Origin of the sequence: Desulfofundulus sp. TPOSR (assembly GCF_011393055.1) — a bacterium.
GTDB classification, from domain to species: Bacteria; Bacillota; Desulfotomaculia; order Desulfotomaculales; family Desulfovirgulaceae; genus Desulfofundulus; species Desulfofundulus kuznetsovii.
On the sequence record NZ_JAAOEF010000001.1, the window covers coordinates 1,565,465 to 1,585,151 of the forward strand.

The following is a 19,687-nucleotide window of genomic DNA, read 5'->3' on the forward strand; positions in this document are numbered from 1 at the left end:
CGGAGGAGATGTCGGATGCAGACGGTAACCCTCAAAATCAAGCTCCTGTCTCCCAACAAGGGCAAGCTGGAGAAGATGACCCGCATGCTGGAAATCTACCGCCAAGCGTGCTTCTGGTTCCTGGAGAAGGCCGAAGCTTTGAATACTACCAGCCGGGCACATTTAAACCGTGAAACCTACCGGCAGGCATGTGAGTTATTCGACCTCAACCGGGGCACGCTCCAGTGCGCCATGCTCAAAGCGCTGTCCGTCAGGCGCTCCTACCTTTCCCGCAAACAAAGGGGCAAAAAGGCCAGCCTGCCCAAATTTGAGAAAACGGTTCCGGTAATGGTGCGGCAGGACTGCTACTCCCTCCACCAACTTCCCTCCGGCACGTGGGTCATCAAATTCCCCGTTTCCTCCGGTAGGAGCCAGATAGCCGTACCCCTTGCCGCTTCCACATACCACGCCAAAAGGCTCCAGGATCTGGCAGGAAGTTCCTGCCGTCAAGGGTCTGTGGAGATATGGCGAGACAAAAGCGGCGAGTGGTACGCAGCCATATCCCTCGTCTACGAAACATGTCCCAACGAGCCGTGCGGCGTAATCGGGGTCGACTTCGGCATCGTAAAACTTGCTGTATTGTCCAACAACGTATTCTTCGACGGACGACAGGTGAGGTGGCGAAAAGAACGTTGGGCAGAGCGGCGTAAAGCACTTCAGCAAGCAGGCAGGCTTTCCCGCGTCAAGAAGGAATCGGGTCGTGAACAAAGATGGATGCGGTATATCAACCACTGTATTTCCAAACGTATTGTGGAAATAGCAAAAGCTGAAGGTAAAGCCATTGCCCTGGAGAACCTGCTGGGTATTCGTGAACGGGCCAAAGGCTCCAAGAAGTTCAACCGCATGATGTCGGGTTGGAACTTTCGGGAGCTGGCTTCATTCATCGGATACAAGGCCGCCCTTGCCGGGGTGCCCGTAATCTACGTCGACCCCAAGGAGACTTCCAAGACCTGTCCGCGGTGCGGGAATGTTTCCCGCTACAACCGCAAGACTCAGGGCTGGTTTAAATGCACAAGATGCGGCTACCAATCTGATGCCGATAGGGTTGGAGCACTGAATATCGCCGCTAAAGCGCTTGATGCTCTCGGGGCACGTCTCTGAGAGAAAGGGGAGCGTGACACCCCTTAAGGCCAAGGTGATGATCCGGGTCATCCGGGGAATGCTGGCTAACCTGCGGCGAAAGCTGCCATCCCACGTCGGGATGCCCCTCAATTAATTGAGGGGAGGATGTCACTCAAGACCGAGCGCCTCCAAACGCTTTTGATCTTCTTTTCTCAGCCTTCGCGTGAAGGCTTCCCCGGTTTCCTGCATTTCTTTCCAGGCCCCGGCCGTTTCGCGTATAATTTCCAGGGCCTTTTGGGAATTCACTTTTGCCCCGGCCCTCTTTTCCAAAACCACCTTATCTTCCCCTACAAGACTTACATGCAGGACATCACCTGTTTTCAGGCCCAGTTTTTTTCTAGCCATTACAGGTAATGTGATTTGTCCCTTGGATGACACATGTGTTTCCATAAATACGACTGCACTCCTTTACCTTGCTTTACTTTTATCATCATATCATACCAGGTAGGGCAGAGGCAACGTTGCCCTGGCCTTTTACCCTGCGTATTACTGCGTTTATCCACAAAATTGTCCGGATTAAGCTGAAGGAAAATCATAGAAAACATCGAAGTTGCTTTTTTGAGCAACTATTGCGGGGGAAGGAGATGAATGTGTTGAAGTTTCGCAAGGCCATGGCCACCATGGTGACCGCCGTGCTGCTGGCGGCTGCGGTAGCAGGACCGGCGTTCGCGAGCCCTCTGCCCTTTCTACCCGGTGCTAAGGGCGGGAAGAATGCGGCACCGGCGCCCTATGTGCCGGGTGAGGTAATCGTCAAGTTCAAGCCGGGGGTTAAGACGGCAGAAGCCAAAAGCCGGCTGTTTACCGCCCACCGGGGGCTGGGTCTGGCAGAAAAGAAGGCCCTGCCGGATGGCGCTTCGCTTTTTAAAACGGATGAGGACGTGGAAAAGGCAATAGAAGCACTGAAAAAAGACCCCCGGGTGGAATATGTACAGCCGAACTATATCTACCGCGTTTGTGAGGTGAATGTAAACGACCCTCTCTACAACTTGCAATGGGGCCTGGTGGATGAAGTCTATGGCACAAAGGCTCCACGTGCGTGGAATGATGCTGCAGGAGAGGGCATCATTGTGGCCGTCATTGACACCGGGGTTGACTATAACCATCCTGATTTAAAGGATAACATCTGGCGCAATACCGGGGAAAAGGCTAATAACGGCACGGACGACGACGGCAACGGTTACGTTGATGATACGGCAGGATATGATTTCATCGGCAGTGACTTTCTCAATTCCCGGCCGGATAACGATCCCATGGACGAGTTGGGCCACGGCACCCATGTGGCCGGGATCATCGCTGCCGTTGCCGGCAATGGAAAGGGTGTTGTTGGAGTAGCTCCGGGTGTAAAGATTATGGCCCTCAAGGCGGCGGATCGTAACGGCGTTTTCACCACGGAGGCCATTGTGGCGGCTATCGATTATGCCGCAAAAAATGGGGCCAGGGTGGTAAATATGAGCTTTGAGACTCCTGAATTTGACCTGCTCATGTACAATGCCATCAAAGATCACCCGGGCATACTTTTTATTGCTGCTGCCGGAAACGAAGGACAGGATAACGATACCAGCACGTATTATCCCGCCGGCTTCTGTATGGATAACGTAATAGACGGCGTTACATATCCGGCCCTGCCCAACATTATCGGCGTGGCGGCGCTGGCAGATCCGGTCGGTCCCAATAGAGGGGCCCTTGCTAGCTTCTCGAACTACGGCTTGAAGTCCGTTGCTTTAGCCGCCCCGGGGGAAGGCATTTTAAGCACCGTGCCCACCTTTGGTGACACCGGAGTGGCCCTGGCGGTTTACGACGAAGTCTATGGAGACAGGGTGATGTTATGGGGCTTCGGCGCGGAGGCACTGAGTACAGCCGGTGCGGTTTATGACAGTATGGTGCGGGCTGTATACAACTTCCTGGGCATAACCCCTGAGGAAACAATGGACAGGCCCCTGCTGGTGGTGGATGACGACCAGTCGGGTAAACTAATAGATACGCCATCCGGACCTTTAACTCTGCCCGATGTAAGCAACTTATATCTTAACGCTCTCTCCACGGCAGGCTACGTTTACACAACCTGCCGGGTAGCTTACGGTGGAGATTGTCCTCCGGTGGATGCGGCGGCCTATGCGGGCGTGCTCTGGTTCACCGGCCAGGCGCTGGGGAGCGCCTGGCACTGGGAAGATGGTCCGGGGTTGGTTGTTGACAGCCCGAACCTGACGGTGAACGACCAGGTCTACCTGGCTGGCTACCTGGAAAACGGGGGCAGGCTTTTCTTAAGCGGGTGGGCTGCAGCTGCCGGTGCCGGGGATTTTGTGAATAATTATCTTCATGCTCAAATGACCGGTCAATCGTACAATTTGCTGGCCGCCGGGGGCCTGGCGGAACCGTACGAGGGGGTTTTTTATGACTTTGCTCTTCCCGCATATTTCTCCCTTTTCCTGGTGGATTCACCTGCAGCGAAAATTGCCTTGCGCCCGCAGCCTTACGCTTCCTGGGACGGCACCTCCATGGCCGCGCCCTTTGTTTCCGGCGGGGCGGCGCTGGCCCTGTCCCTGCGCAATAACCTCGGCCCTGCCGAACTGATAAAAATATTGAAGGATAATGTAACTACATTAAGTTCCCTGAACGGACTGGTCTCCTCCGGCGGCACGCTGAACCTGGAGAAGGTCCTCGCCCACGTTAACACCCTGCCTTCGTCCACTGGTGGCAGTGGTGGCGGAGGAGGCGGCGGTGGTGGCGGCGGCGGTGCTCCGGCTCCGCAGCCAAAGGTCGAACCTGCTCCGGGAACCGCGGAACTGAAAGCCACGGGTGAAGCCCAAAAGGCGGAAGTTTTAAACGGCCTGGTGTCCATCGACATTCCCGCCGGTGCACTGCCCAAAGATGCCAGCCTCACCGTTACGGTGGCCGCGGAAACTCCGGCCGGTGCCCCTGCCGGAGCTATAGCGGCAAGCCCGGTGCTGAGCTTCCAAACTTCCGCGCCCCTGGCCAGACCGGTGAAGGTCGGCATCAAATACGATGCATCCAGGCTGGGAAGCCTGGACCCGCGGACGCTTCAGGTTTTCCGGCAGAACGACGACGGAACCTGGGTGGCGATGGGCGGCAGGCTTAACCGGGAGAAGGGTACCGTGGTGGTGGAACTCGCCCACTTCTCAAGCTATGCCGTCTTCGCCCTCAAAAAGATCTTTAATGACGCTGGAGCCCACTGGGCGCAGAAGGACATCGAGCTCATGGCCGCCCGGGGGATCATTGGCGGCTATGAGGACGGCACTTTCCGACCAGGGAAACCTGTAACCCGGGCCGAGCTGGCCGCGCTGCTGGTGAAACTCCTGGACCTCTCCGAAGTGCGGCCGGAATCTCCCACCTTTGCCGACGTTGAACCGTCCGCCTGGTACTACGGGGCGGTGGAAGCGGCGGCCCGGGCCGGGCTGCTTGCGGGTGACGGGCGCAACTTCCGGCCGGACGCCACCCTCACCCGGCAGGAAATGGCCGCCGTAGTGGTGCGCCTGTCCGGGTTGTCCGGCAGTGCTCCTGCGGCAAACTTTGCCGATGAGAAAGAAATAGCCCCCTGGGCGCGGCAGGCGGTGGCCACCGCTTATGCCCGCGGTCTGATGCGGGGCGTGGACGACCGGTTGTTTGCACCCGGGTCCATGGTAACCAGGGCGCAGTGTGCAACGCTTCTGGCCCGCCTGGGCGACCGGCTGGGACTCTTCGAGGAAGCCGTCACCCTGGAAGGCAGGCTCGTGATGAGCACCGTCGAGCGGCCGCACTACGAGCTGCTCGTGGGAGACAGGAACTACGTGTTGATTGCAGACCGTTCGGATCAGGCCCTCTCCCTGTGGCTCGATGCCCACCTGGGCCGGAATATACGGGTGAAGGGTTACCTCGTCCCGGGACCCAACATCTACATGCGCGGACCGGTCCTGCGGGTGATCAACGCCGAATCAACCGAACTGTAAGAAAAAGGGGCGGTTTCTCCGCCCCCCAAAAATTTCTATATTACTGTGTTCCGGTGGTTGTGGCAGGTGTTCTCTCATGATAAGATTAAATTATAACAGTGCGGGCAACTTTAATTTAATGGAGGCACCCCCCTTGAAAGGATGTGTTGCCTTTGAGTACGGTGGCTAAAAAGCTCAGCGCGCTGGAAAAGGCCATGATGGAGCTGGCTTCGATATGCTAAGGCCGGTGCAGTAGGAAAAGGCCGCCCGGGAACAGGATAAATGATCAACCAGCGCGCTGGCATCATCGAAAAGGCAGCCGGGCAGCTAAATTTCCACGCCATGCCGGCGGATGTTTTCCCTCAGTTCCGGCCCGGCCGCTTCCATCAACACCAGGTCCACGGAAAAAGGTTCCGCTGCCGCCAGTACATCGGCATAGAGCCGCCAGAAATCCGCCTCCCGGGGCAGGCCCGCCACAGCCAGGTCGATGTCCGAATGCTCGTCAAACCGGCCGCCTCCGGCCAGGGAACCGAAAAGCCAGACCCGGCAGCCGCCATGCCGGCGGACTACACCGGCGGCCCGTTTGGCGGCGGCCAGGGCCAGCTCTTTTCTTTGAGCCAGTTCCTTTTTACGCTGCTCCCGCCTTTTTAAAAGCCCGGCCCGCATTTCAGCCAGATCCTGCTCACTGTAGGCCATGGTGATCACCACCGTTTTGTTCCCTGTCGTCCGCCTCCGCCAGCATATCCAAAAAGGAATTGATTGCCCGCTGAAAATGTTCCACCGTATCCGGCATGGCTTTAACCAGGGATTCCATGCGCTCCCACTCCAGATCAAAACCGTAACGGTGGCGAAAACGGTGGCGGAAGCTCAAAAAAGGGGCCAGCTCACCGGCCAGTTCGCTGGTTATTACCGGGGGGCGAATTCCCTTCAAAGGCAGGGTCATTTGCTCCAGTAACAGCCGGTGCCAGCTTTCACTTTTGGGAGCGGTCTTGTCTATTTCCTTGGCGATATGCAAAAAAATCTTTTCGCACCCGGAATAAAAATCGTGCAGAATAGAGCCGAGGGCGCGCAGGATGATGGTGTTTTTTACCGGTCTGTTTTTATAGGGCTTTAGCGTCTTTTGCAGTTCCTCGCTCAGCCGTTCCAGTTGCTGTAACTCCAGGCGGATGCGGGATTCCAGTACAAGGAGTTCGGCAGTCACCATAAAACACCTCTTGAAACAATATTATATCACCAATCGCTCCGGGCCGTTAACCGGTATTAGTAGCGGGTCCGTGTCAAGATCTAGTAGGTATCTCCACAAAAAATTTTCCCGTTATGAGACCTCACCGCTCAAAAACACTAGCTTCAAGGCAGCGGCCTTGACATCCACCCCGCAGGTGGTCAGACAAACCCACCAACGGGGCGGCTCCGGGGAACAGGTAAAGATAATAACCAGCGCCCCGTCGCAAAAACCATTGTACCACCTGCGGGGACCCCGGCTGTCAAGGCTCCCCTAACGGCGCTGCCTCTTAAGCCCTCTGAGGCTCACCAGGGAACAGGTTAGCCAATAAGGGCAGCAAAATCTGGCCGGGCAAGTTCCCGTAAAACATACTTAATCCACGGCCGGTCGGCAAAAGGACCCTTTAATGCCGGTAATGTCGCCTGCAACCATTTTTCCACATCCCCGGCTTTTTGTTTTTCCACTGGCTTCTGCGCTAATTCTCTCAGCTTTTCGTGTTTCACCGGCCATCGCAAAACATAATTATCAAGCTTCCCGTTTGCCTTAGCGGCCAAAATCCGGGCCATCCGGTCCCCACCGTTAATGGTCCACCGGGCTCCCAGGCGTTTCATCCGCCGGGCCACGTTGTGTTGTATCTGCCCTTCAATGGTGCCCAGGCGTTTTGCTCCCGCCGAGGCCACAATCCCCACCCAGTTTTCCTCAAGATAGTGCAAAAGCTTGGTGATCCTTTTCTTCCGGTTACCTCGGGTCTTTTTCGCTGCTTCCGTTAGAACCCCTTGGGTTTCCTGCCAGTTACCCCGGGAAATAGCTGCGGCTACTTTCCGAAAGGTTTCTTCATCATACCAGAGAGCTTCCGTTAAATGCTTGCTCAGGTGGTATGGGTCTAAGCGATATTCGGCGCCAGGGAAGTATTCCACTCCCTGCTTGGGCCAGTCTGCCCCATCGCCGCCAATGTAGATCTTCTGGACCCGGCTTAAATCCCATTTCCCCCCGATCTCGGCATAACCTTCTTCCCAGGCTGCCTCACCTTCATTTAAGCTGCTTAATACAAGCTTGTTTTTCAGGGCGAAGCGATCCCCGTCTATTTGCTCCTTACCCTCGTAAGCTACTATGTGTTTGATTTCTCCTCGTTTCTGCTTTGCCCTTTGCAGGCGGATTATCACACCGTCGGCTTCAATACACAGCTCCGGCGCCACTTCTTTCCCTCCGGGAGCTTCGCCGTCTTCAAAAACTGCTGCTCTTTTTTCTTGGCCTTCGCGTTGGAGAACTTCGCCTACTTCCTGGGTGGCCTGCCAGATGGTCATGGAACTTACCCCGGGAGCAAGGTAGCTCAAAATCTCCGCCACCCGGTCAAAGGGAAGCTCAGTGCTTAGTTTGACAGCCAGTTCTTTTAGGCGAGGGGTAATCGTGGCCCGCTCCGGCCAGCCCAACAGCTCATCTAAAAAAAAGCTGGTTTCCCCGGTTTTCTTGTTTTTGTACAGGCGCCTTTTGTAGGGAAATTCCCCAAAGGTGCTGATGGCTGTTTTTTCCCGAAACCCAACCACCCTCCAGGTGCTCCGGTCACGTTCATTCATCAGGCGGGTATCGAGCTGTTCCAGTGCCCAGGTGAATATTTGGTTGCAGACTTTCTGACAAAGCTCATGGATACCTTTTTCAAGTTCATAGAAGTCTTTGCACCCACCAATTAATTTAAACAGGCCGGTGACGAAAAGAAGGACTGCACCCACTATTTGGCGAATATTTAGCATGAGACCTCACACTCCTTTAGCTTGATTTTTGGTGTTTTTTGGGCGCGTGAGGTCTCATTTTTCAGGGGGCTGATCCCCTTCTGGTGCCTACTGAAATTTTACACGGCCTAGTAGCGGGATTGGATTTACGGCCTTTTTAATTGCTTCCCGGACCACTACCTGGTAAAATGAAGATGGTGATATAGATGACCGGCGACATGCCAAAAACTCCCCGCTCCGTATGTAGAAAAAATAAGGACGCTGGATGAATATGCCCTGGGCATGATTCTGGACAACATCTTTGAAATCAACAGCCTTTCCGAGCTGGAGGAATACCTGTAAAGGGCACCTGCGTAAAATCCGTGGCGTTTTACCTGTTGATGTTGGCCTGGTGGAGGAGGTTTATATGGGACTCGATGTATTCGCCATATATCCCCTGCAAGAACCTGTTTCCGAAAGAAGGCTTAATAAGGCAATAGTGGCCCCTGATGAATTATTTGAGGGGATCGTTCTCAAAGGTTCAGGTCGTGCCGGAAGCTCTTTTCGCGGCCGCCCTTATGAAGACTATGTCGTTGAAGTAACGGGAAATTCTTTATACTTTTTTTACACAGCTCCTGATGAAGTGAAAAAAATGGCAGAAAAGCTCGAATCCGGGGCAGAAGAAATAAGCGACGAAGATTTAAGGGAACTCGAGTTGACAAGGGAAGATGTCCGGAACCTCGCCCGCTGGTTTAAAATTGCGGCCGCTAACGGTTTCGCTCTGCACGGTTCATTCTAAGGTTTTCATTGGTCGCATCATTATTTACAGGTCAAGAAAAAAGCCCCGGGGATTACAGCACCAGCCCTTCAGGCAGGCGGAATATTTTTTCCCCGTTGGCGGAGAAACCGGGAAGAAGGGGAGAGCTAAGTGTATCTTCCGGGCCGTACGCGCCGGCCAGAAGCCACCCCTTTTCCCCCGCACTGAATATTTCCACGGTCTGGGCGGAAGGATCCACCACCCAGTACTCCTTCACGCCGTGTTTCAGGTAGAGCCTGCTTTTTTCCAGCCGGTCGCGGCGCCCCGAGGCCGGTGAGAGAACTTCCACCACCAGATCTGGCGCGCCTTTCAAGCAATTTTCAGTGAGCAGGTCAAAGCGCTCCCGGGAAAGGTAGAGGACGTCCGGTTGCAGAACCAGGTTGTCGGCCAGCACCACATCGAAAGGTACAAATAATACCAGCCCCATGTTATGCTTATCCACGTAAGCCCGTAAAAGCCCGCCGACGCCGGCCGCTATGTGCTGGTGCAAAAAACCGGGCGAAGGTGTCAAAACCAGTTCCCCCTCGATCAGTTCGTAGTGACGCCCGTCGTCCATTTGCAGGTAATCGGCGTAAGTCAGTGTTCCCCGGAGGGAAGATTCCCTGGGTGCTGTCCCGGTCACAGAAATCACTCCCCGCCTCTCTATTCCCTTTGCCATTCTTCAATCCAGACGGCCACTTCCCGGGTTTCCGCCAGGAGGAAATCGTCAACCACGAGAACATGATCTTCTCGAATGACTTCCAGCAAGCGTCGCTCCGGCCCAGAAAAAACCATGCCGGAGATGAGCACGTTGGTATCAAGCATTACTCGCACAGTTAATCTCCCGCCGGGTAAAGTTTCTTGATCAGTTGTTCCCGCACGGCCTCGACCTCCCGCTCCAGATCTTCTCTGGTATATCCTTTCTGGCGGGCTTCGGCTTCCAGCTCCTCCAGAAGGCTATCCAGGGGAGACACAGGTTCCAGAACCACTCTGCCCCTATCAGCATACACCCGCAGTTTGGTTTTGGACGTGAGACCCAGGGCATCGCGGATGGGCTTGGGAATTGTCACCTGACCTTTAGGAGTTGGAGATACGAACTCCACATGCATCTCTCCTTTGGTGGTTTTCTTACTATAGTCTAGCATGAATTCATACGGTAAACAATAGGAAAGAAGGGTGCGCAACACATCTGATAGCCTCTCTATTCCCTTTGCCATTCTTCAATCCAGACGATCCTGGGAAGATGCGCGCCGGCTGCGTTGAACAGGCGGCGGTCGCCCGTGACCAGCTTTACGTTTCTGGATGCGGCCAGGGCCAGGTAAGCGGCGTCATCTGGTAGTCCAACCGCCATCTTCAAGGCCAGTTCCCAGTATTGTTCGAGGGGCTGGATGGTTAGGGCCAGTTCAAACAACGAACTTACAGCCTGGCGGTACGTCTCCTCTGAAATCCGCTCGCGCCGGGAGGCCACCAGCAGGGCATTGGCAACCTCCACCACTTTGCCGGTACGCTGGCGTCAATTACTATTTGCCGCACTGTTTTCCAGTTCCTCCCTGGAGCGCCGGTACGCTTCCTCAGCGGTAGTTCCTCCGGCAAAATGTTGCCGGACGGCAGGAATTTTTTGCGACGCACTGAACTGTTGACTGGAAGCCAGCTCCTCCAGAGCCGGCCTGTACTGCTCAATGATCTCCCTGGCCAATTCCAGATCCTGCCTGACAACAAGCTTTTCGACAAGCACATCCAGCACCTGCTTCAGCTCACCGGGCGGGAGTTTGAGTAAATCATCTACAGGGACTTCACGGGTCATGAAAACCACACCCGGCTCTGGTTATACATCAAACAGAGTGTTGCTGCGACGAACTTTAAAAACATATCCCTTGACGCAGACCATTTGGCAATCGATGTTTGCATTGTGCCGGCGGCCATCAAAAAATTTTTTTCTTCCGGGTGGAACTTTTTCGCCCTTCCGGTTGTCTAACTAACCAGGTAACCGAGGAAAGCCCGTCCAGTCCAGGAGGAATTATGGCGGGCGATGTAGAATATACCTTCCTCGGTGACTCGCTGGTTAATGAGGGTGCCCACTGCACCCGGAGGAACAAAGCGGCAGCACCAATCGCAGCCCGGATGATCCAGGAGACAGGAAAAACGGCAAAGGGGGGATGGGCGGCAGGAAGAGCCCTTGCCAGGTAAGACGTGGAAAGAAATCAACAAGAAACACTTTCTAAAGGAGGTTAAAACTGGATGCGTAAGTCCAGGAAATTGATCGCCATCCTGGCCACCCTGGCCCTGCTGGCAACCCTGCTGGTGCCGATGGTTGGCCCGGCGGCGGCTGGTGCTTCGAGCTACAGCCCGATAACCACAATATCGCCGTTTGATCCGACTGATAGTTCGGCGAGCAGTAAAGCAACAGCAACCGTACAGGTAAAAATAGATCCAGCATTGAACACTACCTCATCCGCGAAGGTGGAAGTTCTTGCCAGTGATGGGTCGCAGCTTACCATCAGCAAAGTTGTCTACAAGGGCGCTACTTCGGTTAGTGCGGTGAATATTGGTGGTACTGCAGTTTCGACTGATGGCCAGGAAGTTGTGATTCCCAGCGGTAGCAAATCCTTTACGCTGGAAATCACTCCGACAGGTGCTGATGCAGCCAAAGTTAATTTCTATATGGTGGTTGACGCTAAAGATAAGCCGGCAGGAGACATTAAAGCTAACTTCTTCAGCACCACCGGTCAGCTCGATCCCGGCCAGGTGGTAGTGGCCCGGGCGGCGGGCGGTGCCGTCACTGTAGCGCTTGTGGGAAGTGTACCTACATTTGGTACGGATTTTAGTAAACAAGTAACCATTCGCTTGAGTGAAAACACGGCGGGGGCTTTGAAGTCCGGGACTAGCTCGGTTAAGATAAAATTGCCTGCGGGGTTCAAGTGGAGCAGTGCTGGGCCTGCTACGGGCGACGTTACTGCGGCGGTTGACGGGAGCAGTTCTCGAGTTCTCAACGTAAATGTTTCTGCTACTAGAGACACTAGCGTTGCTCAGACCTTCGATATTACAGGAACAATTGAGGTAGACGATGAAGATGTTGCGAAGATGGGCGATGTTGTGGCCACGGTGGAAGGCGGTAACAATACCTCCGTTTCCCCTTCGGAACTCACGGTGGCTAAATACGATGATTATGGTGTTAACGTCTCAGTTGCCAGCGTAAAGGAACTGAAGGCCGGGATCCTTGAACAGAAAACAGATAAAATTACGATTGAGGAAAAGATCCCCGGTTCTTTGATTAAAGACAGGAAGGTAACGGTTAAGCTTCCGGATTGGGTAAAGGTACAGAAATTAGTAGATCCTAGTACCTCTAACGCAACCAACAATTTACCGACGACGGATATTAACGATAACAAGTTTAGCTTTACGGTGCAGGGCACTTCTGGCAGCAGCAAGGCTAAATACGAATTTAAGATGTCGTTGAGCATCGAGGCCGGCAGGACTGGCGACATCGAGGCGGTAGTCAGCGGTGCCGGGATACCGGACGCCAAGATAGTCGTGGCTAAGGCTATTACTCCGGTGACCGCGTCTGCGCAGCCCACCGACGTGAAGATCGGCGTGCAGGCCCAGGCTGCCCCCGACCTTACTATTACCGAAGCTAAGGGTGGAGCTATCAAGGCGGGAACTAACAGGAGCATAGCTGTTATTCTGCCCCCGGGCGTCCAGTTTGCCGCTGTGCCCAAGGTGGAAGTGACCAGCGGGGATCTGGAGATTAAAGCCGAACAGGTTACGGTAACCGATGCCGTTTACACCAGTGATGATAAGGTAACGTATGCGGCAAACAGGGTACTCAACATTCCGGTAAAGGCCGAAAGCATTAAGGCGAGTACCATCAAGATTTCCGGGATTAAGTTGACCCTCGACCGTACGGTGCCCGAAGGCGCACTGATGGTTAAGGTTGGCGGTTACGCGGTTGTTGAAAACTATGGTAGCGGTAACGCCCAGTTCCGCAGCGATGTGGCGACCGAGGCCAAGCTCGCCAACGTCGTCACTCCCGCTCCCGGTGAGCAGAAGTCTACCGTGGTGTTCAAAGTCAGCGACACCAAGTTCACCGTGAACGGCGTGGAGCAGACTATGGATGTGGCCCCGTACATCAAGAACGGCCGAACCTACGTCCCAGTGCGGTACTCCGCCCAGGCCGTGGGTGTGGCTGCTGACAACATCCTCTACAGCGGCGGCAAGGTGACCCTGATTAAGGGCGACAAGGTCGTCCAGTTCACCATCGGCAGCAACGTCATGCTGATCAACGGCGTGGCTATCAACATGGACGTTAAAGCCGAGATCACCAACGGCCGGACCATGCTGCCCTTCCGCTACGTCGCCCAGGCCCTGGGTGCCCAGGTCAACTGGGATCCCACCGAGCAGACCGTCACGATGACCCTGTAAGCTTCTAAAACAAACCGGGCTGGAACCCATGATGATTCCGGCCCGGTTTTTCTTTTGCTAATTTTTATTTGTCGGCTACAACCATTCGAAGCTCTGAACCACGATTATTCCCTTTTCCTTCGCCCTTTCCATAACCCAGTGGGTACTGAAAACGGCAGGGATGGCGGTGGTCGGCTTGAACACGTTAAGGGAGAGCCGCGGCGGTAAGATGCAGCGGGCACGGCGAAAAGCGGGTGCAGGGGAGGGACCGGGTACGTGTAAAGGGCGCCGACCGGGGAGGGTACGGGATAATTACGGGATGAAGGTGACGGTTAGAGGTACTCCTCCAGGTCGGAGAGAGTGTTTATTTCAAAGATGTTATCCAGAATCAGCCCCAGGGCGTATTCATCCAGGGACTTGATTTTATCCACATAGGGGCGCGGTATTTTCTTGAACTTTTTATGCAAAAGCTTCAAAACACTCTCCCTGAGGGTTTCCTGCCGGCCTTTTTCCATACCCTTCTCCATGCCTTTTTCAAAAATTCTCCTGTAGCCGGCCGACTCTTCGATGTTCAGCATCTTTTCCACCTCCCGGAAGATTTGTTCAATGACCGGTTTATCAAAGACAAGTCCAGCGAAAATTTCCGCCCTGAGCAGGGATTGGCGCTTCTCCTCGATGTTTAACGGGGCGTGGACAATGGTCTCAACGCACTCCCTCAAAAACTCTTCTTTTTTTTGTTTTCTTTTTTTCCGGTCGGTGAGCGGTAAAAGTGCATACAGGCAGGTGTTACCTGAATTTTTGATCTCTTCCAGGGCAATGCTTCCCAGGTCAACGGCCCTGTACCGGTAATCCAGGTGGTTTTGCGGACCGAAACTGTATTCCAGGCCGTCGGCCATGGTCATTTCCCGCTCACGCATCTACCATTACCATCACCACTTTGATCTTAACAGAGCCGGTGCGGGATGGCAACATATAGATGTGCCGGGGCCGTGTAAAATTTAAGTAGGCGCCCACGACGCATTCGGCGCCATTAACAGCGGATAGAACGGCGGGCGAGTACAGAGTTGCCTGCTGAATCTTAATACGAACTAACCGCCTTCCCCGCTTGACAGGCTGCCTGAGTTCTGGTAAAACGAAAGTGGCAAGTAACCAGTTAGTTACCAGGGTGGTGATCATGGAGTCGCAGGTTAATCGTACCAGGGACGCGGAGGCCACCAAAGCCCGGATCCTGGAAGCCGCCCGGGGCGTTTTTGCGGCTAAAGGTTACAATGCCGCCCGGGTGGATGAAATTGTGGCCCTGGCCCGGGTGAACAAGCGCATGGTATATCATTACTACGGCAGCAAGGAAGGCCTTTATCTGGCGGTTTTAAGGGACAGTTTCAGCCGCATTTTCTCTTTAAACCGGGAGGTGCTGGCGGGGGATGGGGATGTCCTATCCCGGGCGAGGGCGGTCATAGCCCAGTATTTTTATTTTCTCGCTGAAAACCCGGATGTGGTCAGGTTAATCGGCTGGGAAACCCTCCAGGGCGGCCAATATGCCCGCCGGGTTTTGCCGGACATACTCAGTGCCGGTCTGGAAGACCTGGAAAATGTTTTACGGCAGGGGGTTCAGGAGGGGATTTTCCGCAAAGACGTGGACATCCGCCGGCTGGTGATCAGCGTCAGCGGCCTTTGCCTGAACTATTTTTCCCGCCGCGAGATGCTTCAGTTTCTCTGGCCCCGGGATATCCTGGACACGGAAATGTTGCAGGAGCACCTGGAACACGTACTGGACCTGGTTTTTTATGGCATTCTGTCACCCGGGGTATCCTTTGAGGTAAAACACACCGGGGTGGATAAAACGGAGGATTAATTATGATGGTCCGAAATGAAAAACAAAAGCCTGGTTTTCTTCTGGTTTGCGTAATATTTCTTGTTTTGTTTTGCGTAGCCCTGTTTTTAAACGGGTGCGCCAGTACCGGATCAGCGGCCCTTGAGAAGGGTCCCTTTAGCGGAATGGTCAATGCCCCGGAGGTGGATGTAACCACCAAGATACCCGGCCGGGTGGTCAAACTGCTGGTCCGCGAAGGGGATAGCGTGGCCCAGGGCCAGTTGGTGGCCGAAATCGACAGTACGGATCTCAGGGCAAAGGAAAAGGCGGCACTGGCGGCGGTGGAAGCGGCCGGTGCGGCCATGCAAAAGGCAAAGGCCGGCATGGAAGCGGCGGAAGCGACGGCTGCCAGGGCCCGGGCGGCCCTGGGCGCCGTCAGTGAGAGTGCCGACGCCGCCCTGGCCAGGGCGCAGGCCGGTCTGGAAAAGGCCCGGGAGGACGCTTCCCTGGCCGGGCAGACCTACAAGCGCATTGAGGTTTTGTACCAGAATGGTGCTGCCACTGCCCAGCAGCTGGATGAGGCCAAAAACAAGCTGGCTGCGGCCAACGCAGCCCTGGAGGCGGCCCGGGCCGATCTGGCGGCGGCAAAGGCGCAGAAAGACCAGGTGAATGTCTACCGGGCGGAGCTGGCTGCGGCCATGGCCGCCCAGGCAGCGGCGGAGGCCGATCTGAACTCGGCCCGGGCTGCTTACCAGCGGGCCAAAGCGGAATTGCAGGAGGTCCGGGCCAACCTTTTGGAAACGCAGCTCAGGGCGCCAATGGCGGGTACGGTTACTTCCCGTAACGTGGAGCAGGGAGAGATGGTTTCCACCGGAATGCCCCTGTTAACCATTACTGCCCGGGAAAGGAACTGGGTGGATGTGAAAGTGCCGGAAACGATGCTCGGCAAAATATCCTTGAAAAAAGAGGTAACGGTGACCAGCGCAGCCTTTCCGGGGAAAAAATTCAAGGGTAAGGTAACAGCCATCAATAAAAAAGCGGATTTTGCCACCTACCGGGCCACCAACGAGCGGGGCGATAAGGATATTATGGCCTTTAACGTGAAGGTGTCTTTAAACAATCCCTCATTATGGCCCGGGATGATGGTTGAGGTGAATTTTGAATGAATAGGGGCATTTTGAGCCAGATCGCTTATGTAGCCCGGCGGGAATGGGTCTACATGCGGGGCAACCGCCGGTTGATGATTATTCTGGTGGGAGTGCCCTTCCTGTACATAACTCTTTTCGGAATTTTATACAGCCGTCATGTAATCACGGAGATACCCACCGTGGTTTACGACCAGAACAATACGGGAATGAGTCGTGAGGTAATACAGGCCTTTGAGGACTCGCAGAAATTCCACCTGGTGGGCCAGGTGTATAGTGAAGCGGAGCTGAGGCAGGTGCTGGAGACCCGCGGAGCGGTAGCGGCACTGGTCATCCCGCCCGATTTCCAGCAGCAGGTGAAGAGCGGGCGGGCATCTCCCTTGCTGGTTATAGTCAACGGTACCAACATGCTGTACAGCAATGCAGTGCTGGCCGCCGCTTCCGAGATTACCGGCACCCTCTCAGCCGGGGTGAGCGTGGCCAGAATGGAAGGGCAGGGCATGCTGCCGTCAAGGGCACTGGATACCGCCCTTCCTTTGAGTTTACGCTTGCGGGTCTGGTACAACCCTACCTTTAACTATACCAATTTTTTGCTTCTGGGCCTGGTGGCCACTGCTTTGCAGCAAATCGCCCTGCTTTACGTGGCCGTGGCCGTAAGCCGGGAGAAGGAAGCGGGTACCCTTGGCGAGCTGAAACGGGCCGGCATTTCCGCCCCGGCGGTGGTGCTGGGCAAGGTTATCCCCTATTTGGCGGTAAACCTGGCCACTTTAAACGGTGTATTGCTGATGGTTTTCACCCTGTTCCAGATCCCCTTCCGGGGGAGCCTGCCGTTGCTGGGACTGCTGGAGCTGCTTTTCTTTGCCGGCATCCACGCCCTGGGCATTTTCCTTTCGGTGGTCTGCCGCAGCGAGCTGGAAGCCACCCAGCTGGCCATGCTGGTGGCCGTGCCGTCGTTTCTGTTCTCCGGCTACACCTGGCCCGTCGAGGCCATGCCGCCCGTGGCCCGCGCCGTCTCAGCGGCGCTCCCGCTGACCTACTTTGCCGGCAACCTGCGGGATATTGCCCTGATGGGAGCGGGCCTGCCGGTGCTGGCCCGTGATCTGGCCATCCTGGCCGGTTTGTCCATCGTTTTCCTGCCCCTGTCCATATTTTTCTTCGCCCGGCAGTACAGGCAGTATGAGCATGCAAGCCCAACTGGTTCTTGAAAACCGTCCCGAAAAAGGGGATGGTTTTTCAGCTGAAGCGGGCCGGCATTTCCTCCTTTTCCGGTCGATGAGCAGTAACTGATGAGCAGTAACTATTGTGGCGGTGTGGTTATCCCGGTGGTCTATTCCCTAACAAGCGCTGGAAATAAATATGGCGAGAAGGAACAAAAAAGGCAAAGGTCAACCTCATTGAAAATAATTGATAAGGTATTGTGAGAGGAGGGGGCTAGCCGCCCCCTCCTACTCGATGTGCACCCGGCATGGGCGTTAACTTGGTGGTAAAAATCTACTGCAGGCGAGGCAGCACGGGTTTGCTAGCCAAAGGCAAGGGTGTCCATCGCTAGAGGTACTCCTCCAGGTCGGAGAGAGTGTTTATTTCAAAGATGTTATCCAGAATCAGCCCCAGGGCATATTCATCGAGGGACTTAATTTTATCCACATAGGGGCGGGGTATTTTCTTAAACTTTTTATGCAAAAGTTTCAAAACACTCTCCCTGAGGGTTTCCTGCCGGCCTTTTTCCATGCCCTTCTCCATGCCTTGCTGTATTCCCTTTTCGACACCCTTTTTGAAAATCCGCTGATAACCGGCCGATTCTTCGATGTTCAGCATGGTTTCTACCTCCCGGAAGATTTGTTCGATAATTTTCTCTTCAAAATACAGACCGGCAAATATCTCCGCTCGCAGAAGGGTCTTTCTTTTTTCCTCCGTGGTGACGGAAGCCTGCAAGATATCCAGCACGCATTCCCGTAACCAATTTGATTTTAACAGATACGGCAATGGGTGGCAATATAATCTGCCCGCCCTTCTTGTTCTTGCTGGTTTCCCTGACCATTGCTTGCTCCCCCACCCCCCCGGAATGATGTGAAATCATGGTCCCCGAGGACGAAAAAACCTTGACTGCACCTGTTTGCCAGGGGTATACTGGTGGTGAAAATTAGTTAAACGGTTTAACAATAATTTAACAAGTTGAAACCGGGCAGAAAAAGGAGGGCTTGAACTTGGGCCGCATTCTCACAGTGTTTATCCTCATAGCTTCTTTGCTCGTACCACCCTTTGCCTGGGCCAAAGAGCCGGCCACGCCCGAGCTGACCCTGAACCAGGCTATTGCCATGGCCCTGGCCCACAGCGAGTCGGTGAAGAGGGCGGAAAAGGAAATCGACCGCACCTATGCGTGGCGCGAGGAAAGGGCCGACCAGCTGGACTACGTACCCACGAAGGCGCCGGGCGACCCACGGGTGGAAATAGCCTGGAGCAACCTCCTGGCCGCCGACCTGACCTGGCGCATGTCCAAGAAAAGTTTGACCGCCAAGCAGGACGAGGTAGCCCTGGACGCGTGCAAAAAGTACTGGGATGTACTGAAGGCGCAGGAAAAAGTGCGGGCGGCGGAAGAAGGATTGAAAAAAGCCGACTGGGAGCTGCGCAGGGCGCGGGCCAATTTCCAGGTGGGGATGATCCCACAGGCCGATCTGGTGGCGGCGGAAGCGCAGCTGGCCGGGGCTAAGGCAGCCGTGGAAGCGGCGAAAAACGATCTTGACAACGCCTATGCATCATTTAACCGGCTGGTGGGCCTGTGGCCCCAGGACCGTCCGGTGCTGGTGGACGGGGTGAACTTTGTCCCCCTGGAGGTGCCTGATGTAAATGTGGAAGTGGGCCGGATAGTGGACGAAAGCCCCACCGTCTGGCTGGCCAACGAGAAGGTGACGTTGCAGAAATACTATGAAGACATGATGTTCTATACCGGTGAGTACCGGCCCTACCAGGTAAGAAAAATAGAAGTCGAGCAGGCCGAGCTGGATGCCGCCGCCGCCAGGAAAATGATGGAGGAGATAACCCGGTCACTCTACTACAATGCCAAAAGCCTGGAAGAATCCTACCAGGCCCTGCAGGAGGGGGTAAAAGCTGCCGAGGAAAACCTGCGGGTGACGAAAGTGAAATACGACGTTGGTATGGCCACCCGGGCCGAGGTGGCGGCCGCCGAAGCGGCCCTGGCGGAGGCGAAGCAAAAGGCGCTGGAGACGGCCTGCCAGCACGCTTTTATCAAGCTGGCCTTTGAAAAGCCCTGGGCCTACATCAGCCTGGCCGTCGCCGGTAGTGGGGCAGGCGGCAGCGGTGCTTCGGGAAATGCTCAGGGTTAGCTTGGCAGTGATGAAAAGACCCCTGTCCACTAAAAGGGCAGGGGTTTATAGCTTGGGGTTAACGGTTGTAAACAGCCAAAAGCAAACCGCCGATTCTAGTGCGGGATAGCAACGGTAAGCTGCAGGATATTACCAACCTTTTCCTCCATTAAACCTAAAATTTCATTTCTCCAACTTCCACAACT

General features: G+C 55.0%; 20 protein-coding genes. 9 read left to right on the forward strand and 11 right to left on the reverse strand.

What is annotated here, in order from left to right; translation table 11 throughout:
* Positions 1-15 precede the first annotated feature (15 nt).
* On the forward strand, positions 16-1,140 hold the full coding sequence (locus G7K71_RS07785) for an RNA-guided endonuclease TnpB family protein (protein ID WP_166344716.1): 1,125 nt from the start codon (positions 16-18) through the stop codon (positions 1,138-1,140).
* A 129-nt stretch (positions 1,141-1,269) separates the two neighbouring features.
* On the opposite strand, the gene G7K71_RS07790 is transcribed toward G7K71_RS07785, so the two are convergent.
* A complete protein-coding gene (locus tag G7K71_RS07790; protein ID WP_013824395.1) occupies positions 1,270-1,551 on the reverse strand; it encodes an AbrB/MazE/SpoVT family DNA-binding domain-containing protein in 282 nt (93 codons plus the stop codon).
* A gap of 203 nt (positions 1,552-1,754) precedes the next feature.
* Between G7K71_RS07790 and G7K71_RS19830 the strand changes: the two genes are divergently transcribed.
* The gene (locus G7K71_RS19830; RefSeq protein WP_166344718.1) at positions 1,755-5,105 is read left to right on the forward strand and encodes a S8 family serine peptidase; all 3,351 of its coding nucleotides are present in this window, start codon (positions 1,755-1,757) and stop codon (positions 5,103-5,105) included.
* Positions 5,106-5,411: 306 nt separating this feature from the next.
* Here G7K71_RS19830 and G7K71_RS07800 read toward each other — a convergent pair whose 3' ends face one another.
* From G7K71_RS07800 to G7K71_RS07810, 3 genes are all read right to left on the reverse strand, one after another.
* Positions 5,412-5,780 carry a nucleotidyltransferase family protein gene (locus G7K71_RS07800; protein WP_013824393.1) on the reverse strand — a complete coding sequence of 123 codons (369 nt, stop codon included), beginning with the start codon at positions 5,778-5,780 and terminating at the stop codon, positions 5,412-5,414.
* Positions 5,767-6,288, reverse strand: coding sequence for a hypothetical protein (locus G7K71_RS07805; RefSeq protein ID WP_166344720.1), 522 nt, complete (start codon positions 6,286-6,288; stop codon positions 5,767-5,769). Before G7K71_RS07805 ends, G7K71_RS07800 begins: the two co-directional genes overlap by 14 nt.
* 338 nt (positions 6,289-6,626) lie before the next feature.
* Positions 6,627-8,054, reverse strand: coding sequence for an ISLre2 family transposase (locus G7K71_RS07810; protein ID WP_166344722.1), 1,428 nt, complete (start codon positions 8,052-8,054; stop codon positions 6,627-6,629).
* A 385-nt stretch (positions 8,055-8,439) separates the two neighbouring features.
* On the opposite strand from G7K71_RS07810, the gene G7K71_RS07815 reads away from it, so the two are divergent.
* Positions 8,440-8,811, forward strand: a complete 372-nt coding sequence (locus G7K71_RS07815; protein ID WP_166344724.1) for a hypothetical protein — start codon at positions 8,440-8,442, stop codon at positions 8,809-8,811.
* A gap of 52 nt (positions 8,812-8,863) precedes the next feature.
* Here the strand turns inward: G7K71_RS07815 and G7K71_RS07820 are convergent, their stop codons facing one another.
* The 5 genes from G7K71_RS07820 to G7K71_RS07840 form a co-directional block, all read right to left on the reverse strand.
* Positions 8,864-9,451: a Uma2 family endonuclease gene (locus tag G7K71_RS07820; protein WP_313884908.1), complete on the reverse strand. Its 588-nt coding sequence runs from the start codon at positions 9,449-9,451 to the stop codon at positions 8,864-8,866.
* Positions 9,452-9,471: 20 nt separating this feature from the next.
* Positions 9,472-9,642, reverse strand: a complete 171-nt coding sequence (locus tag G7K71_RS07825; protein ID WP_166344728.1) for a hypothetical protein — start codon at positions 9,640-9,642, stop codon at positions 9,472-9,474.
* 2 nt (positions 9,643-9,644) lie between these two features.
* Positions 9,645-9,911, reverse strand: coding sequence for an AbrB/MazE/SpoVT family DNA-binding domain-containing protein (locus tag G7K71_RS07830; protein ID WP_313884909.1), 267 nt, complete (start codon positions 9,909-9,911; stop codon positions 9,645-9,647).
* A gap of 98 nt (positions 9,912-10,009) precedes the next feature.
* Positions 10,010-10,303 carry a type II toxin-antitoxin system VapC family toxin gene (locus G7K71_RS07835; protein ID WP_166344732.1) on the reverse strand — a complete coding sequence of 98 codons (294 nt, stop codon included), beginning with the start codon at positions 10,301-10,303 and terminating at the stop codon, positions 10,010-10,012.
* Between the two features lie 18 nt (positions 10,304-10,321).
* On the reverse strand, positions 10,322-10,612 hold the full coding sequence (locus tag G7K71_RS07840; protein ID WP_166344734.1) for a hypothetical protein: 291 nt from the start codon (positions 10,610-10,612) through the stop codon (positions 10,322-10,324).
* Between the two features lie 215 nt (positions 10,613-10,827).
* Between G7K71_RS07840 and G7K71_RS07845 the strand changes: the two genes are divergently transcribed.
* Both G7K71_RS07845 and G7K71_RS07850 read left to right on the forward strand, forming a co-directional pair.
* Positions 10,828-10,995: a hypothetical protein gene (locus G7K71_RS07845; RefSeq protein WP_166344736.1), complete on the forward strand. Its 168-nt coding sequence runs from the start codon at positions 10,828-10,830 to the stop codon at positions 10,993-10,995.
* 249 nt (positions 10,996-11,244) lie between these two features.
* Positions 11,245-13,227: a copper amine oxidase N-terminal domain-containing protein gene (locus tag G7K71_RS07850; protein WP_166344738.1), complete on the forward strand. Its 1,983-nt coding sequence runs from the start codon at positions 11,245-11,247 to the stop codon at positions 13,225-13,227.
* 311 nt (positions 13,228-13,538) lie between these two features.
* On the opposite strand, the gene G7K71_RS07855 is transcribed toward G7K71_RS07850, so the two are convergent.
* Entirely contained in the window at positions 13,539-14,123 is a 585-nt protein-coding gene (locus tag G7K71_RS07855) for a DUF4351 domain-containing protein (RefSeq protein ID WP_166344740.1), read from the reverse strand.
* 257 nt (positions 14,124-14,380) lie between these two features.
* Here G7K71_RS07855 and G7K71_RS07860 point away from each other — a divergent pair, with 257 nt between their 5' ends.
* Genes G7K71_RS07860 through G7K71_RS07870 form a run of 3 tightly spaced genes read left to right on the forward strand, consistent with a single transcriptional unit; the run spans position 14,381 to position 17,366 of the window.
* The gene (locus G7K71_RS07860) at positions 14,381-15,058 is read left to right on the forward strand and encodes a TetR/AcrR family transcriptional regulator (protein ID WP_166344742.1); all 678 of its coding nucleotides are present in this window, start codon (positions 14,381-14,383) and stop codon (positions 15,056-15,058) included.
* Between the two features lie 2 nt (positions 15,059-15,060).
* Positions 15,061-16,182, forward strand: a complete 1,122-nt coding sequence (locus tag G7K71_RS07865) for an HlyD family secretion protein (RefSeq protein WP_243174593.1) — start codon at positions 15,061-15,063, stop codon at positions 16,180-16,182.
* Positions 16,179-17,366: an ABC transporter permease gene (locus G7K71_RS07870; protein WP_166344744.1), complete on the forward strand. Its 1,188-nt coding sequence runs from the start codon at positions 16,179-16,181 to the stop codon at positions 17,364-17,366. The genes G7K71_RS07865 and G7K71_RS07870 overlap by 4 nt, the downstream gene beginning before the upstream one ends.
* Positions 17,367-17,706: 340 nt before the next feature.
* Here the strand turns inward: G7K71_RS07870 and G7K71_RS07875 are convergent, their stop codons facing one another.
* On the reverse strand, positions 17,707-18,105 hold the full coding sequence (locus G7K71_RS07875; protein ID WP_313884910.1) for a DUF4351 domain-containing protein: 399 nt from the start codon (positions 18,103-18,105) through the stop codon (positions 17,707-17,709).
* Positions 18,106-18,365: 260 nt separating this feature from the next.
* Between G7K71_RS07875 and G7K71_RS07880 the strand changes: the two genes are divergently transcribed.
* Positions 18,366-19,502 carry a TolC family protein gene (locus G7K71_RS07880; RefSeq protein ID WP_243174594.1) on the forward strand — a complete coding sequence of 379 codons (1,137 nt, stop codon included), beginning with the start codon at positions 18,366-18,368 and terminating at the stop codon, positions 19,500-19,502.
* The last annotated feature ends 185 nt before the right edge of the window (positions 19,503-19,687 follow it).

What these genes read in the sequence shown, in the direction of transcription:
- G7K71_RS07815 (WP_166344724.1), top strand. Translation starts at nt 8,440, where the DNA reads ATGGGACTCGATGTATTCGCCATATATCCCCTGCAAGAACCTGTTTCC.
- G7K71_RS07840 (WP_166344734.1), bottom strand. Translation starts at nt 10,612, where the DNA reads ATGACCCGTGAAGTCCCTGTAGATGATTTACTCAAACTCCCGCCCGGT.
- G7K71_RS07805 (WP_166344720.1), bottom strand. Translation starts at nt 6,288, where the DNA reads ATGGTGACTGCCGAACTCCTTGTACTGGAATCCCGCATCCGCCTGGAG.
- G7K71_RS07800 (WP_013824393.1), bottom strand. Translation starts at nt 5,780, where the DNA reads ATGGCCTACAGTGAGCAGGATCTGGCTGAAATGCGGGCCGGGCTTTTA.
- G7K71_RS07790 (WP_013824395.1), bottom strand. Translation starts at nt 1,551, where the DNA reads ATGGAAACACATGTGTCATCCAAGGGACAAATCACATTACCTGTAATG.
- G7K71_RS07865 (WP_243174593.1), top strand. Translation starts at nt 15,061, where the DNA reads ATGATGGTCCGAAATGAAAAACAAAAGCCTGGTTTTCTTCTGGTTTGC.
- G7K71_RS07785 (WP_166344716.1), top strand. Translation starts at nt 16, where the DNA reads ATGCAGACGGTAACCCTCAAAATCAAGCTCCTGTCTCCCAACAAGGGC.
- G7K71_RS07845 (WP_166344736.1), top strand. Translation starts at nt 10,828, where the DNA reads ATGGCGGGCGATGTAGAATATACCTTCCTCGGTGACTCGCTGGTTAAT.
- G7K71_RS07870 (WP_166344744.1), top strand. Translation starts at nt 16,179, where the DNA reads ATGAATAGGGGCATTTTGAGCCAGATCGCTTATGTAGCCCGGCGGGAA.
- G7K71_RS07810 (WP_166344722.1), bottom strand. Translation starts at nt 8,054, where the DNA reads ATGCTAAATATTCGCCAAATAGTGGGTGCAGTCCTTCTTTTCGTCACC.
- G7K71_RS07855 (WP_166344740.1), bottom strand. Translation starts at nt 14,123, where the DNA reads ATGCGTGAGCGGGAAATGACCATGGCCGACGGCCTGGAATACAGTTTC.
- G7K71_RS07860 (WP_166344742.1), top strand. Translation starts at nt 14,381, where the DNA reads ATGGAGTCGCAGGTTAATCGTACCAGGGACGCGGAGGCCACCAAAGCC.